General features: G+C 35.6%; 11 protein-coding genes. All 11 read right to left on the bottom strand.

All coding sequences use genetic code 11. From position 1 onward, the window contains the following. Window positions 1–120: 120 nt before the first annotated feature. Window positions 121–387, bottom strand: a complete 267-nt coding sequence (gene yidD, locus AB6B24_RS01440; protein WP_012898265.1) for a membrane protein insertion efficiency factor YidD — start codon at window positions 385–387, stop codon at window positions 121–123. A 116-nt stretch (window positions 388–503) separates the two neighbouring features. Next, a complete protein-coding gene (locus AB6B24_RS01435) occupies window positions 504–2,246 on the bottom strand; it encodes a 1-deoxy-D-xylulose-5-phosphate synthase (RefSeq protein ID WP_369164043.1) in 1,743 nt (580 codons plus the stop codon). A gap of 147 nt (window positions 2,247–2,393) precedes the next feature. Next, a complete protein-coding gene (locus AB6B24_RS01430; protein ID WP_047205864.1) occupies window positions 2,394–3,764 on the bottom strand; it encodes a cell wall metabolism sensor histidine kinase WalK in 1,371 nt (456 codons plus the stop codon). Window positions 3,765–3,857: 93 nt separating this feature from the next. Continuing rightward, window positions 3,858–4,526 (bottom strand): response regulator transcription factor, encoded by a 669-nt coding sequence (locus tag AB6B24_RS01425; RefSeq protein ID WP_021722129.1) that lies wholly within the window; start codon window positions 4,524–4,526, stop codon window positions 3,858–3,860. A gap of 177 nt (window positions 4,527–4,703) precedes the next feature. Next, window positions 4,704–5,678, bottom strand: a complete 975-nt coding sequence (locus AB6B24_RS01420) for a LacI family DNA-binding transcriptional regulator (protein WP_153241184.1) — start codon at window positions 5,676–5,678, stop codon at window positions 4,704–4,706. Window positions 5,679–5,830: 152 nt separating this feature from the next. Further along, window positions 5,831–8,086: a glycoside hydrolase family 65 protein gene (locus AB6B24_RS01415; protein WP_311805658.1), complete on the bottom strand. Its 2,256-nt coding sequence runs from the start codon at window positions 8,084–8,086 to the stop codon at window positions 5,831–5,833. Window positions 8,087–8,108: 22 nt separating this feature from the next. Continuing rightward, complete coding sequence (locus AB6B24_RS01410; RefSeq protein ID WP_311803106.1) at window positions 8,109–9,818, bottom strand: alpha-glucosidase; 1,710 nt, start codon at window positions 9,816–9,818, stop codon at window positions 8,109–8,111. Between the two features lie 42 nt (window positions 9,819–9,860). Then, window positions 9,861–11,435, bottom strand: a complete 1,575-nt coding sequence (locus tag AB6B24_RS01405) for an alpha-amylase family glycosyl hydrolase (RefSeq protein ID WP_311803107.1) — start codon at window positions 11,433–11,435, stop codon at window positions 9,861–9,863. Beyond that, complete coding sequence (locus AB6B24_RS01400) at window positions 11,425–12,030, bottom strand: sugar O-acetyltransferase (protein WP_032941364.1); 606 nt, start codon at window positions 12,028–12,030, stop codon at window positions 11,425–11,427. Before AB6B24_RS01400 ends, AB6B24_RS01405 begins: the two co-directional genes overlap by 11 nt. A gap of 26 nt (window positions 12,031–12,056) precedes the next feature. After that, window positions 12,057–13,652 carry an alpha-glucosidase gene (locus tag AB6B24_RS01395; RefSeq protein WP_311803167.1) on the bottom strand — a complete coding sequence of 532 codons (1,596 nt, stop codon included), beginning with the start codon at window positions 13,650–13,652 and terminating at the stop codon, window positions 12,057–12,059. 236 nt (window positions 13,653–13,888) lie between these two features. Continuing rightward, complete coding sequence (locus AB6B24_RS01390) at window positions 13,889–15,643, bottom strand: glycoside hydrolase family 13 protein (RefSeq protein WP_085624259.1); 1,755 nt, start codon at window positions 15,641–15,643, stop codon at window positions 13,889–13,891. Window positions 15,644–15,912: the final 269 nt, after the last annotated feature.

Genomic DNA, 15,912 nt, shown 5'->3' with positions numbered 1-15,912 from the left:
AGATGACACTCCTTTTTTTATTCTTTTTTTCATTTTAACATTTTTTTATGACATTTGATAGCGATTTCATCTATTTTTTTGAAGCGTTTTCTATAATTTTATAAATAGAAAAGACTCAAATTAATTTGAGTCTTCTTCTTTTTCTGGTTCTGCCCAATTTCTTCGCAAACTAAAATGGTCTGGAACTAAATCATATCCTGGCTGGCAAAATGGGTGACAACGTAAAATACGTGCTGTCCCCATTGCCAAACCTTTGGCTGGTCCATGTTTTTCAATGGCCTGAATCATGTAATTGGAGCAGGTAGGATAATAGCGACAGGCTGGTGGCAAGGCTGGAGAAATCCAGCGTTGGTAGCCATGTACTGCTTTTACTAATACTTTTTTCATCTATTTCACTTTATTAAGTAAGAACTTATCATCATTCTTGCTAGTTTTACTGACAGACATTATCAGTTCTTTATTTTTACTGACAGAAATATTTTGGACCATCTGTCAGTAAATTTTTATTTCAAAAGACTAAGAATATCAGCAACCATAAGTTCTGGTGTCAAATGATAACGATTGTAAAGTTCTGTCACTGGAACAGAATCATTAAATTCACGTTTCGCACCAAAGTTCAAAACTTTAACATCATACTTACCAAGGAAGGAAGCAACTTTTTGACCAAATCCTCCGTCAAGAATTCCATCTTCGATCGTCGCAATAACTTGATGATTTTCAACTAAGTTTTCAAGGAAAGCTTGGTCCAAATCGTTGATGAAAAGTGGATTTATTAGGGTTGCGTTAATTCCATTTTCAGCCAAAACTTTAGCTACTTTTTCACCGTGTGAATAAAGACCACCAAGTGCCAAGAGGGCAACTTTTTCGCCTGATTTTGTCATTTGATATGAAGGGGTTGAATAATCTGTGAGAACAGTCGGACGTGATTCTAAGCCGTGTTCTGGCATTTGAATCACAACTGGTTCTTCATGTTGCTCAAGTGCCCAATCAAGAATTGAAATAAATTCTTCTTCAGAAGTTGGAGCAAGATATTTGATATTTGGAATGTTTGAAATCCAAGTCATGGCTGATGAGCCTTGGTGTGTTTCATCTGAACCTGAAATAACTCCACCTTTAACAATAACAATTGCTGGTTCTTCATTAATTGCTAAGTCATGCCAAAATTGATCATAAGCACGTTGAACAAAAGTAGAATTGTGGAAAATAATTGGACGAGCACCAGCCGCAGCCATTGCACCACCAAAAGTAATGGTAAATTGCTCAGCAATTCCTGCATCAATATAACGGTCAGGATATTTAGCTGCAAATTGTTTCAGTCCAAAGATTCCTGGAATTGCTGCATTGATGGCAACAAGAGGTAGGCCTTCTGAAACCTTTTTATCCATGTAATCCAACATAACTGAACTATAAGATTTACCAGAATCAATCACTTTTGATTGACCAGTTTCTAAATCGAAAGGCATGTGCCAGTGAAATGCTTCTTTATTTTCAAGAGCTGGTTGATAACCTCGCCCTTTTTCAGTATGAATATGAAGGACAATTGGATGATCGATATCTTTTACTTCTTCAAATAGGTGAATTAAAGATTCAATATCATTTCCATTTTCAAGATAATTATAATCTAAACCAAAAGTTTTAAAGAAGTTATTTTCGGCTTGACCATTTGTCGCCCGAAGTTCGGCAAGGTTACGGTAAATTCCTCCATGATTTTCAGCAATTGACATTTGATTATCATTAACTAAAATAATGAGGTTTCCTTTGAAATCTCCGGCATTATTGAGGGCTTCCATAGCAAGTCCCCCAGAAAGTGAACCGTCACCAATGACCGCAACAATGTTGCCTTTGTCATTTGTCAAATCACGCGCTTTGGCATAACCTAAGGCATTAGCAATTGAAGTTGAGGTATGGCCAACTGTGAAAAAGTCGTGTTCTGATTCTCTTTGACTGGTGTAAGGTGTGATGTCATGGAAATGTCCATCAGTAAATCCATTTTTACGTCCAGTTAAAATTTTATGTGGATAAGTTTGGTGAGAAACATCCCAAATAAACTTATCAATTGGTGAATTGAAAACTTTATGAAGGGCAATTGTTAATTCGGTCACACCCAAGTTTGGACCAACGTGTCCACCGATGTTTGATACTTTATGAAGAACTGCTGTTCTAATTTCTGAAGCTAATTCTTCTAGTTCTTGATTTGATACTTTTTTTAAATCCGCTGGGCTGTCTATTTTTTCTAACACTGACATCTCTGATTTTCTCCTTTTTAGATTTACTTAGTTATTTACTGACAGAAATTGTCTTTAAAAACTAGTAAATCGACTGACAAAATTGTCATGATTTGAATGCTACTATTATCTTATCATAATTTGTCAGTAATTTTTTCCTATCATATTTTACAACTTTTGGAAAATTTTTGCAGGATTTGAAATTGTGCTATCCACACGAATTCTAATAATGAATTTTGTACCTTTAGGTTTATTATCTTCAACTGTAATCTTCCCATTGTAAGCTTCAACAATTTGTTTGGCCAGAGAAAGACCCAAACCTAAGCCACCTTTTTGACGCGTTCTTGCTTTATCTACTCGGAAAAAGCGGTCAAAGATTTTTTTCTTATCTTCATCAGAAATTCCTTCACCATTATCGGCGACAGCAAAAACTAAGAATCCCCCATTTTTTTGAACATCTACAGAGATTTCACCCTCATCACCCGTGTATTTAAGAGCATTATCAAATAAGATGGTCAGCAATTGTTTAATCAGGGCTTGGTCCAAATTAATCGTTCCATCTAATTTCAAATGGCCTGAAAACTTTTTACCTGCGTTTTCAGCAAGCATTTCATAGCTATTAAAAATATTCTCAAAATAAGTTGCCGTAGTCGCCTCTGGCTCAATTCTGATTCCAGAATCTCGACGAGCTAAGTTCAGTAAGTTACTTGTTAATAAACGCATATTACGAACTTCTGATAAACTTTCAGAAATATTTTCTGATTCATCAATAATTGTTGCGGTTGGTTTTTGGAAAAGTAATTCTAGACGATTTTGCAAGATTGCCAGAGGTGTTCTCAATTCGTGCGAAGCATTTTCAACAAATTCTTTTTGTTTTTCATAAGCAGCCAGAATAGGTCTTAAGGTCCAATTTGCAAGATACAAACTAATAATTATTGATAGTAGCCAGAAAGTAATCATTGTTGTCACAATGACCCACATGGCACGGCTCATGGCATCTTGAATTTGGTCAACGTTTGAAAAAATTTGCATATAAACTGGCGTCACAGTACCATCAGAATTTGTAATGATAAATTGCGATGTTGTGTAATAACGATAGTGCAAATTATCTCCATAAGGATTTTTTACAGATACTGTCTGAATTGTATTTATATGTTTTTCATTAAATTTCATTGCTTTTTGCAAAAGACTCATGCCAAAGTTTGTACTTATATTTGCATTTGAGCCCGTTGACGGCATAAAGTTTTTTCCTTCTGAATCATAAAAAATTACACTATTATTAGGTCCATAAAAGCCACTGTCTTGTGAATTACTTGTTCCTAATTGATTATTCGCTGCTTCTTCCAAAAACACTCGGTTTTGAGCCAAATTGTGTAAATTTTGGTCAGTCGCTCGATACATTCCTAATTGCATGACTTGAATAATAATCACGGCTAAAGCAACAAAAATGACTGTAAAAGCTAGAAAAAAATGAAGGAAATTTTTCCCATCATTTTTTACAATAGCTGAAGATTTAATTTTTTTAATTATTTTCTTCAAAGAGGTCTCATTTCTAGATAGATTTACTGACAGAACTTATTTGTTAATTTATAGATGACTTTCACCACTATACAATAATCTGTCAGTAAAATTTTATCTCAAGATATAGCCAACATTTCGCAAGGTTGAAAGATTATTGACAAATTCTGTATCTTTCAATTTTTTTCGAATTTTACTCATATAAACTTCAACAACAGTTACTGTTGTATCACTGTCATAGCCCCAAATCCGGTCAAAAATTTGCTCTTTTGGCAAAATAACATTTTGATTTTGCATTAAATAAACGACTAAATCAAATTCTTTTCCGATTAAATCAACAGGTTGATCATCAACTAAAGTTGATTTATTTGATAAATTCAAACGAATATTTCCATAAGTTAAACCGTTTGAATCTTCTAATTTACCTGTCCGCTTCAAAAGTGCTTGAATACGTGCTTTGAGTTCATCTAAATAGAAAGGTTTTGTTAAATAATCATCTGCTCCAATGTCGAATCCGTGCATTTTATCATCCAAAGATTCCTTAGCAGTCATGATTAAGACTGGCGTATCTACATTTTGCTCACGTAATTCCTTTAAGACTTCAAAACCATTCTTTTCTGGAAGCATTAAATCAAGCAAAATTAAATCATAGATTCCCAATTCTGCCTCATAGAGTCCTTCAACTCCATCATAAACCTGTTTGACTTGCGCAAATGATTTTAAGAAATCGTAAACAGATTTTGAGAGTGATAAATCATCCTCCACTAATAAAATTTTAATCATTGAATCCATCCCTTTTCACATTTTTTAGGGCTCATAATTTATAAATTATTTTTAGTTAAATTGCTTGGAAAGTCAATAAAACTGCGCCCATCCCTTTCTATTATTTTACACTATTATCATATTTTTGTCTTGTACTAGGCTTAATCTTATCTTAAACAAAACTAAAAAAGCTAGAACTTAAATTCTAGCTTTTGTTGATTCTCTAATAATTAATTCAAAAGGGATAATTGATTTTTCTGGCAAATTTTCTTTCTTATCTCGTAAATCCAAGATTTTCTTAATTGCACTTGCCCCTAATTGCTCAATATGAATGTCAAAAGTTGTTAAATAAGGATGAATCATTGCTCCAAAGATAGAGTTGTTGTAAGTAATTAAACTCACATCTTCTGGAACATTTAAACCTTGACTTCTTAGACGTTCCACAACTTTTAAAGACAAGACATCATCCATCACTACAAGAGCTGTTTCGTTTCGCAAGGAGAAATTAGCATCCATAAACAAGAGGTCATGATTGAGCCCAAGTTTCTCGGATTCATCTTTAAAACCTTGATAACGTTCTTCAAAAACTTCGGTTTCTTTCGTATCGGTCACAAATGAAATATTTTGATGTTTTAATTGTGCTAAATGACGAACAGCCTCGCGTCCAAGCAGCATATTATCATTATCCACATGGGTAATTTCATTTTTTCCTTCAGCCGGAGTTCCAACTAAAACAAAAGGAACCTTATTTTCTAATAAATAATCGCGAACTTCATCATTTTTTCCAGCGTAAAGCACGATAAATCCGTCAACACGCTTTTCTGAATATTGAAGTTCAATCTGTTTTTTCAACTCTTTGGCTGAATGCCCCGTCGCAATAGCGATTGAAACATCGTAATCACGAGCTGTTTCATTGATTGAGGTCAATATTTTCATAAAGAAAGGTTGGCTCGCTTTGTCAACCACTGGTGGGAAAACAACACCAATTGTATTTGTTTTTCCAGAAGCTAGAATCTGAGCCGCTGCATTCCTTCGATAACCTAATTCATGCATGGCTTTGCGAACTTTTACTTTTGTTTTATCCGAAATCTCTGAACTATCTTTAATGACCCGACTGACCGTTGAGGCATTAACACCAGCTTTTTTTGCAACATCTTTAATTGTAACTGCCATATTTTCACTTGAGACTAGCTAAACCCAGCTCAACTCAGCGCTCCTTTCTCTTTCTTTTATTTGACACTCTGAAATTTTATTTTGCCAAATTTTCGATTAATTTTCAACTATTTTTTAGATTTTTGATAAAAAAGTCATTTAAAGATATCAAATTACTTTGTTTTTGTAACATAAAAATCTCTTAACTCAATTTTTTCACCATAAATTTCAAGATCTAAGGCTTGGCCACGTAATAATTCAAGCTTCACTTCTTGACCAACAGAAATTTTTAATAAACATCCGCGATAGTTAATGTGAAAGGCATAACCCGTCCATGCTTGTGGTAAAAATGGGGCGAAACTCAATTGACCATCCCAGGTTTTCATTTGGGCAAAACCATGAACAATCGCCAGCCATGAGCCAGTCATTGATGTGATGTGAAGTCCATCTTCTGTGTCGTTATTATAATTATCTAAGTCAAGACGAGCTGTTCTTTCATACATTTCAACAGCCTTGTCTTCCATACCAAGCTCTGCTGCTAAAATCGCATGAATGGATGGAGAAAGTGAGCTTTCATGAACAGTTAATGGTTCATAAAAATCAAAATTTCGTTGTTTTTCGGCTAATGAAAACTGATTGCCGAAGAAATAAATTCCTTGAAGCACATCTGCTTGCTTAATATATGGACTACGTAACACTCGATCCCAAGACCAATTTTGGTTCAATGGAAGATTTTTAGGGTCAAGTTGAGCCACTGGAGTCAAATCTTTATCTAAATAGCCATCATGTTGAACAAAGATACCCAATTCTTCATCTTCTGGATAATACATTTTTTCCACAATTTCTGCCCAGTGAGCAATTTCAGCTCCTTCAATTAAATCTGGGCGTGGATATTTTGCTAAACTTTCAGCAGTATAAGTCAAAACCCAAGCTGCCAATTTATTAGTGTACCAGTTGTTATTGATATTATTTTCATACTCATTTGGGCCTGTGACTCCATGAATCATGTATTTATCATTTCGTTTACTATAATGCACACGGTCTGCCCAAAAACGAGCAATTTCAATCAAAACTTCTAAGCCTTCATGAGCAAGATAAGTTTCATCTCCCGTGTAGTTGCTGTAGTTATAAATCGCATAAGCCATTGCTCCATTACGGTGAATTTCTTCAAATGTAATTTCCCACTCATTATGACATTCAACACCTGTAAAAGTAACCATTGGATACAAAGCACCTTTAAGTCCTTGTTGACGGGCATTATGTTGTGCTTGTGGCAATTGATTATGACGATATTTTAAAAGATTTTTAGCAACTTTTTCATCAGAAAGTGCCAAGTATAATGGAACGGCATAGGCTTCTGTATCCCAATAAGTTGCTCCGCCATATTTTTCTCCAGTAAATCCTTTAGGGCCAATATTTAAACGTTCATCTTCGCCGTAATAGGTAGAGAAAAGTTGGAAAAGATTAAAGCGAATCCCTTGTTGAGCTTCTGCTGAACCGTCAATTTGTACATCAGCAATTTCCCAACGTTTTTTCCAAGCGATTTCTTGTTCTTTATAAAATTCATGATATGTTTTCTTAGAAATTTCAAGGGTCAAATTTGATAGCACCTTTGTTAAATTCGAGGGGTCAATATCACGACTTGTGACAACCAAAACATTTTTAATAAAGGTGAGTGGTGCATTTTCCACTAATTTTGCTTCGTAAACATCTAAAACAGAACTTTCTCTTGTTTCTTGCTTAACTCGAGTAAAATCGCCTGCAAAGCTTTGTTTAGCTGCTACCGTAAATTGTTCAACTCCAAATGGATTAGGAATTGTTTCGGTGACAATAAATGAACCTGTAGCTGTATTATCAAGGTTTTTTACTGTCCAAAATTTTTCATCGTAGTTGGAATCTTCATTACGAACATTTGCATCAATGATTGAGGCTGTACGGATTTGATGAATTTCACCATCTAAGCTTTCAAACATGAAAGCAAAAACCGCAAGTTCTTGTTGAACAATTGAGAAAAATCTTTCGGCAGTCACACGTACTCCATAAGCTACATAAGTATAGGTGAGTATCCCTTTTTCCATATCAAGCGACAGATTAAAATCAGTCACGTGACTTGCGGCTAAATCAACTTCTTTGTCATCAATAAAAACTCTGACAGAAGCAAAATTGAGGGCATTGATTGCTTTACCAAAATATTCAGGATAACCATTTTTCCACCAACCTACACGTGTTTTATCTGGAAACCAAACCCCTGCAATGTAAGTTCCTTGATGACTGTCGCCACTATAAGTTTCACTAAAATTTCCGCGCATTCCCATGTAGCCATTTCCAATAGAAGTAAGCGATTCTTGCAAACGACGGTCTTCTTTTTCAATCTGATTTGATGTGATTTTCCAAGGGTCAATGCCCATAATTCTTTTGATTTGTTTCATAGTGTTATCTTGTTCTCACCTTCTATTTTTTATAAACCTGATATTCCCAGGCTGACAGAACCATTTTTTCTTGAAATTTTTGATTAGAACTGCCCAAGACTTGTTGATAATTAATGACAGAACTTTCAGCAGAGCTGTCAGTAAAACTGTCAATGTTTGTAAAATCTAAATGAGCTTTTTTGTCAGCCAAATTGACAATAATTAAAAATTCAGCTCGTTCATAAACTAAAACTTGAGGATGTCTTTTAAAATGAAATTTAATTGAACCCTCTGAAATCGCTGGTTCTTGATGCCGTAATTCAATCAATTTTTTATAAAGTTCAATGAGTTCTTGATTAGTTTGACTATTAATAACAGAAAAATTTGGATTAATTTCCATCCAAGCTTGTCCACTTGTAAATCCTGCATTTTTAGAATTGTCCCACTGCATTGGTGTTCTTGAGTGCTCACGACTATTTTGGGTGACTTCTGCTAGTGCTTGATTTGCTGACAGTTCTGTCAGTTCAACGCGACCAACGGAAGATGTTGAATCGGCAGATTGAGGAACTGACAGCTTTGCTGTCAGTTCTGTCAGTAACATTTCATATTTCTTTTTAATCTCGTCAGCTCGTAATTGCTTTGCGTCAGTAAATGGAAAATTAGTCATCCCAAATTCCTGCCCTTGATATATGAAAGGCGTTCCTCTTAAGAGCATATAACTGACAGCCAACGCTTTTGCTGATTCTATTGAACCATCGCCAAAAGTATCAATACTTCTTGGTTGGTCATGATTTTCAATATACAAAGCATTCCAACCTCGTTCAAGCAAATCTTCTTGCCAACGCATAATGACTTTTTTATAGCCATAAATATCTCCTTGGCTGTTGTCAGTTGCTTTTCTAAGATTATGCTCTAATTCAAAAATCATATTGATATAGCCAGATTCATCGGTCCAATCGGGCGCTTGCTTGGAGCGAACCCCTGAAGCTTCCCCAACAGTCAAAGCACCATATTCATCAAAAATAGCTTTCAAATCTGACATATATGTTTCAATCCCAGCAACATTCATGAAAGGCACCCACGGGCCGTCGCCTTTCCAAGATTTAATTTTATAGTTCCATGGCATTTTTTGAATGTGTGAAATCGCATCTAATCTGAAGCCATCTATTCCCAAATCTAACCACCAGCGAATCATGTCATAAATTTCTTGCCGAACTTTGGGATTTTTCCAATTTAAATCAGGCTGTTCTTTGGCAAAAACGTGAAAATAAGCTTGTTTTGTTTTTTCATCATAAGCCCAAGTTGAACCACCAAAAAAGGAAATCCAATCATTTGGCATTTGGTTAGGGCTAGCGTCTTCCCACAAATAATAATCACGGTAAGGATTATCTTTGGATTTTTGACTTTCTAAAAACCAAGGATGTTGGTCCGATGTATGATTGACTACCAAATCCATGATGACTTTCAAGCCATTTTCATGCGCTTTATCTAGTAATTTTTTAAAATCTTCAAGTGAGCCAAACATTTCATCAATGACTTGATAATCAGAAATATCATAGCCCCCGTCAACTTGTGGACTCTTGTAAATTGGATTTATCCAGATAAAATCAATCCCCAATTCACGTAGATAAGGAATTTTTTCAATGATGCCATTGATGTCGCCAATGCCATCTCCATTGGTATCTTTGAATGATTTTGGATAAATCTGATAACCTACCATTTTGTGAAAATCATTTGTTTTTATTTTTTTCATAGTTTTACATTTTCATTTTTAAAGTCCCTAAACTGAACTTATTTATTTTTTCAAAATAACGGTGCTGTAAGCTGGAATTGTCAATTTTCCATCAGTTAATTTTGCTTGAGAACTACTGACAGAAAGTTGGTCAGTGATTTTTGTCCCAACAACGCTTTTTGGGAGTTTCATTGTCACATTTTCTGTATCGGAAAAATTATTGATAATAGTCAAATCCTTTCCATAATTAATGACAGACAAGCTCTCTTCACTGACAGAAATATTTTTCAATCTGTCAGTCGCAATTTCAGGATATTTTGCTTTGACCCGCAAGATTTTTTTGTACCAATTGAGTAGCGAATTTGGATTGGCTTCTTGTTGAGCTACTGAACCTCCGTCAGTTGTGGCAATTTCTGTCGCGCCTGGCACAGAAATATCCGCTTTTGGAGAATCTGTCCCAGCAGCATTCCACGGCATTGGCAAACGTTTATTTTGGTCAATGCCAGAACCTGTCAGCCCCAATTCCTCACCGTAGTAAATAAATGGATTTCCCGGCATCAAAAGATAAGTTTGAGCAGCCATTTTCTGCATGGATAAAGAACTTAAAAGGGTTGCTGATCGGTCTGTGTCATGATTACTCAAGAAAGGAGCGTCAATGGCTTTCGGGTTATCCGCATGAATTTCTTGGTCCCATGCTTCAATTTGTTGACCAAATAAAGAACCTTCACCTAAAACTAAAGCCGAATTAATTGGACTTGAACTCGATTGCAAAGCATTTGGAAAGTCAAATAATGAATCAATACCTGATGGATAAATATCATCAATTGCCGAAGCCGTTGAAAAAACTTCACCCACTAAATAGGCTTTTGAATTTTGCTTTTTGACTGTGTCTGTCAGCCATTTGGTAAAGGCCGTCGTTTTTTTATCATCATTTGAGAAATAAAAACCGACAGCGTCCAAACGAAAACCAGAAACACCTTTGTCTAACCAAAATTTCGTGATTTTAGCAATTTCTTTTTTGACCTCAGGATTGGCAAGATTGAGGTCAGGCATTGATTTATCAAACTCTGACTCATAGTATTTGCCGTTGCTGGCTAAACTATAACCCTCTTTTGCTGTATCTGACCAATTATAATAAGCCACATATTTTTTGTCGCCAGCTAGTGCTTTTTGAAACCAAACATTATCAGTCGCCGTGTGGTTAAATGGCATATCTAAAATCACAGCAATTCCTCGTTTTTTAGCTTGAGCAATCAGATTTTCAAAATCAGCCATTGTCCCAAATTTAGGATTAATTTCTTCGTAATTAGTGACATCATAGCCATGATAACTAGGACTAGCAAAAATCGGTGTCATCCAAAGTCCTTGCACTTTCAAATCAGTTGTCGAGTTTTTATTTCCCGTATTGAGATAATCTAAATGTTGCGTGACCCCATTTAAATCACCTTCGCCATCATGATTTGAATCGGCAAATGAACTCGTAAATATTTCATAAAAATTACGATACAAACTTATATCAACCTTTTGGCTGACAGCCGCTTTTTTTACTGATGAATCTTTTGAATTTGCTTTTTGACAAGCACTTAAAGCACACGTCGCCAGTAAAGTTACTGACAGAAGTAAAAGCTTATTTTTCATAATATTCGTTCTCTTTTTCTTCCCAGTAAAGTCGGTCAGAATCAGTAATTTCGCGGAGAATTCGTGCTGGATTACCTACTGCAATCACATTTGCTGGCAAATTTTTTGTCACTACCGTTCCCGAACCCACAATTGTATTTTCGCCAATCGTAACGCCCGGATTAACAATTACTCCTGCACCAAGCCAAACTCGGTTACCAATCGTAATTGCTTTTCCATATTCTAGTCCACGCTGTCGAACTCCGGCATCTATTGGATGAGAAGCCGTAATCAGACTGACGCGAGGTCCAAACATCACATCATCGCCAATCGTAATCGGTGCAACATCCAGAAAAATACAGTCCATATTGGCATAAAAGCGCTGACCAATTCTTGTATTTTTACCATAGTCGATGTAAAGCGGTGGATTTACAAATAACTCATCGCCAGTTTGACCAAAAAGTTCTTTTTCAAGTGCCACAATTTTTTCTGTATCAAGTAGATTGAGTTGGTTAATTTCTTGATTTAATGCTCGATTATTATCAGGTTTGTATTCTGGTTCAACTTTACTTGCTTTATAGAGTTCGCCAGCAACCATTCTTTTAAATTCGCTCATTTTCACCTCACCCTTTTGCGCTTTAACTATTCCACTTCGCAAGCAAAGGCTTCCCAAGCTTTTAATTTAATCTGAGAAAGTTCAGGCAGGAAATTTTCATTGTGAATCATTAAGTCACGACAGACAAATCCTGTTTTAAATTGATTTTCTTCATCAGATAAATTGGCAACGACCAAATATTTCTTGCCTTTATAAGTCCGCAAATATGCAAAAACATCAGCCTCAGAATCAATCAACTTGAAGTCCCCATAAATGACCCAATCATGTTGTTTACGAAGTTCAATCAACTTTTGATAAGTATAAAAAACAGAATCAGGATCACTCATGGCTTGATCAGCATTAATTTCTTCATGATTAGGATTGACAGCGAGCCAAGGTTTTCCATCAGTAAAACCTGCATTTTTTCCAGCCGTCCATTGCATCGGTGTTCTTGCATTATCACGACCAACACGACGAATTGAATCCATGATTTCATTTTCAGAATGACCAGCAGCTAAGCGTTCAGCAAACATATTCCGTGACTCGATATCATTGACTTCTTCAATTGATTCAAAAGGATAATTCGTCATTCCAAGCTCTTCACCTTGATAAATATAAGGCGTTCCTTTCATCAAATGCAATAAAATCGCAAAAGCTTTGGATGATTTCAAACGATATTTCCCATCATTTCCCCAATTTGAGACAATCCGTGGTAAATCATGATTATTCCAAAAAAGTGAATTCCAACCTTTTTCTAAAGCTTGCCATTTGGCTAAAATTTCTTTAAGTTTTGAAACTGAAAATTCCTTTTTATCCCATTTTTCGCCCTCATCAAGATAAGCATTTGTGATGTGCTCAAATTGGAAAACCATTGATAATTCTTGACGTTTAGGGTCAGAATAAAGTTCCGCAATCTCTGGTGTTGCTCCCCAAGTTTCACCCACAGTCAACAAATTTTTCTGACCAAAAGTTGCCTGATTCATCTCATGCAAATACTCATGTAATTTAGGCCCATTTCCTGTGATTTCTTGGTCAATTTCTTTCCCAATCAAATCAATCACATCCATGCGAAAACCACCGATTCCCTTATCAATCCAGAAATTCATCATGCCATAAACTTCTTGATGAACCTGAGGATTTTCCCAGTTTAAATCTGGCTGACGCTTGCTAAAAAGATGAAGGAAATATTGGCCCGATTCCTCATCAAATTCCCAAGCAGAACCAGAAAAGGTAGATTGCAAACCATTGGGTTCATCAGCCCAAATATAATAATCACGATAAGCGTTATCTTTTGATTTTCTAGCTTCCACAAACCACTTATGTTCATCGGAAGTATGATTAACTACCAAATCCATAACAATTTGAATGTTTCGCTTTTTAGCTTCCTTGAGCAATTCATCCATATCCGCCATCGTTCCAAAAACATCAGCAATTGCTTGATAATCAGAAATATCATAACCATTATCATCCATTGGCGATTGATAAACTGGACTCAACCAAATTGCACCAATCCCAAGTTTTTCAAGATAATCTAATTTAGAGATAATTCCTTGCAAATCACCAACACCATCACCATTAGCATCCATAAAAGAACGAGGATAAATCTGATAAACGACTGTTTTTTGCCACCAATTTTCTTTCATATTAACTACTCCATTAAGATGTGAGTTCATTCTCCTATTTTCCTAGGATATAGGAGAATGAACTCAATTAAAATTTTACTGACAGCTTTATAAGTTAATCCCGTCAGTAAAATACTCACTAAACCAAAGATTCTGTCAGCAATTTTTACTGACAAAACTATCAGCAAAGCCGATAGTTTCTTTATTTACCGATTCAATGACTCTTTCGGTCGCAGTGAACTGACAGAATCAATTTTCTATTTATAGATTACAAAACCATATTGTAAAATATTATTTTGGTCAACCAAATTAGAGAAAACCACTTCATCAGCTGAAAAATAAGCCGGTTTTTCGCCAATATTGAAAATAGCTTTCAGAGATCCACGTTCAAATTTCACAATGCCATTTTCTGAATCTACGATTTTCCATTCTACTTCTGAATCACTTAAAATTCCTTGATATTGTTTGCGTAGAGCAATCAGATTTTTAAAGAAATCAAACATCTCTAAATCTTGATCTTTTTCTTCCCAAGGCATCACCTTACGACACTCAGGGTCCATTCCACCTGTCACCGCATACTCATCTCCATAATAAATACAAGGCACACCTGGTTGCATGAAGGTGAACGTTTCAACCAATTTCATCAAATTTTTATTATTTTTTGCAACAGTCAAAATTCTGGGTGTATCATGAGAATCTAAAACATTAAACATCATTTGATTCACTTGCTTACGGTATAATGTCAGTTGCGTATTAATATTAGAAACCATTTGTTCCAAAGAAATCTTCTTCGTAATCAAACCATCTTTAATCGCATCAGTATAAGCATAGTTCATAACGGCAGAGAATTCGTCACCAACTAACCAAGGTTGCGCAGAATGCCAAACCTCACCTAAAATATAAAAATCATCTTTTGCCGCGTCACAAGTTGTGCGGAATTTTTTCCAGAAAGTGTGATCCACTTCATCCGCCACATCCAAACGCCAAGCATCAATATCAAACTCAGAAATCCAATAATCAGCTACTTTCAAAAGATAAGCTTCAACCTCTGGGTTAGCCGTATTGAGTTTTGGCATGTGTGGAGTAAAGGCAAAAGTATCATAAGTTGCATTTTCAGCATTTTCAAAATCATCAGTCGGAGTATAAGTTGCTGGCCAACTATTAACATGGAACCAATCCGCAAATTTTGATTTTTCTTGATTTTTCAATACATCTTGCCATTGAGCAGACGTATCTCCGATGTGATTAAAGACCGCATCTAACATGACTTTAATACCACGCGCATGTGCTTCTTTCACCAAAGTTTTAAACAATTCCTTATCCCCAAATTGCTTATCAATTTCCATATAATCTTCTGTATCATATTTATGATTAGAAAAAGCTTGGAAAATAGGAGTAAAGTAAATGCCATTCACACCGAGTTCAGTCAAATGTTCCAAATGATCAATCACCCCTTGCAAATCTCCCCCATAAAAATCTTGACGGTCGGGAACATCTTGTGGATTCCAAGCTTTTGTTCCCTCAGGGTCATTGCTCTTATCCCCATTGGCAAAACGTTCAGGGAAAATTTGATACCAAACCGTTTCTTTGACCCATTCAGGTGCTTTAAAACGATCACTTTCATGGAAATAAGGCAAACGGAAAGCCCCATATTTTTTAGTCACCAAGCTCTCATCATAATCAAACATTCCTTGGTCTGTGTAAACTACTTTTTCTCCATCCAAACCTGTAATGACAAATAAGTAATCTACTCGTTTCGTTGCAACAGTAATTTCGGCCTCAAAATAATCGCTAATATTAGTAGAAAGATACTTTTTCATCTCTACTTTTTGACTAGCCCAATACTGTGTTTTAGGGTTATCAAGCCCTTCCCACGAATAAGGATCGCCATAAAATAATTCGACTTTTTCCACATCAGATTTTTGTGTTTGCAGACGAACGTGCATCAGATTCTTTGCATAAAGATAAGCAAATTCCGACTCAGGACGATGATAAATTGCAGCTTTGTTCATAATAGAACCTCCAAATTTTTTTGATGGCTGTACTGTCTTAAACTATTTTCAATTAATCTCAAGGACAGCGAAAAGCACCATTTCCGTCGCTTTTCGATAGTGTCATTTCCACCACATCTGGAGAAGATAAATCTCACATTAATCATATTTTATCATAACGCTTTCATCGACGCAACCGTTTGCGACAATTTTCGTATATTATTTTTTAAAACATTTATTTTTCATTCTAAAGAATACGCTGAAAAGTCGGTATAAACCAATTTCTAAGT

Source organism: Lactococcus sp. AK05, from assembly GCF_041026685.1.
In the GTDB taxonomy this organism is placed as follows: domain Bacteria; phylum Bacillota; class Bacilli; order Lactobacillales; family Streptococcaceae; genus Lactococcus; species Lactococcus lactis.
Note: the sequence above shows the minus strand (reverse complement) of the source record. Positions and strands in the feature narration are given on the sequence as shown.

Excerpts from the sequence above, each read along its gene's own strand:
- yidD (WP_012898265.1), bottom strand. The coding sequence starts at position 387 with ATGAAAAAAGTATTAGTAAAAGCAGTACATGGCTACCAACGCTGGATT.
- AB6B24_RS01435 (WP_369164043.1), bottom strand. The coding sequence starts at position 2,246 with ATGTCAGTGTTAGAAAAAATAGACAGCCCAGCGGATTTAAAAAAAGTA.
- AB6B24_RS01425 (WP_021722129.1), bottom strand. The coding sequence starts at position 4,526 with ATGATTAAAATTTTATTAGTGGAGGATGATTTATCACTCTCAAAATCT.
- AB6B24_RS01420 (WP_153241184.1), bottom strand. The coding sequence starts at position 5,678 with ATGGCAGTTACAATTAAAGATGTTGCAAAAAAAGCTGGTGTTAATGCC.
- AB6B24_RS01415 (WP_311805658.1), bottom strand. The coding sequence starts at position 8,086 with ATGAAACAAATCAAAAGAATTATGGGCATTGACCCTTGGAAAATCACA.
- AB6B24_RS01410 (WP_311803106.1), bottom strand. The coding sequence starts at position 9,818 with ATGAAAAAAATAAAAACAAATGATTTTCACAAAATGGTAGGTTATCAG.
- AB6B24_RS01405 (WP_311803107.1), bottom strand. The coding sequence starts at position 11,435 with ATGAAAAATAAGCTTTTACTTCTGTCAGTAACTTTACTGGCGACGTGT.
- AB6B24_RS01400 (WP_032941364.1), bottom strand. The coding sequence starts at position 12,030 with ATGAGCGAATTTAAAAGAATGGTTGCTGGCGAACTCTATAAAGCAAGT.
- AB6B24_RS01395 (WP_311803167.1), bottom strand. The coding sequence starts at position 13,652 with ATGAAAGAAAATTGGTGGCAAAAAACAGTCGTTTATCAGATTTATCCT.
- AB6B24_RS01390 (WP_085624259.1), bottom strand. The coding sequence starts at position 15,643 with ATGAACAAAGCTGCAATTTATCATCGTCCTGAGTCGGAATTTGCTTAT.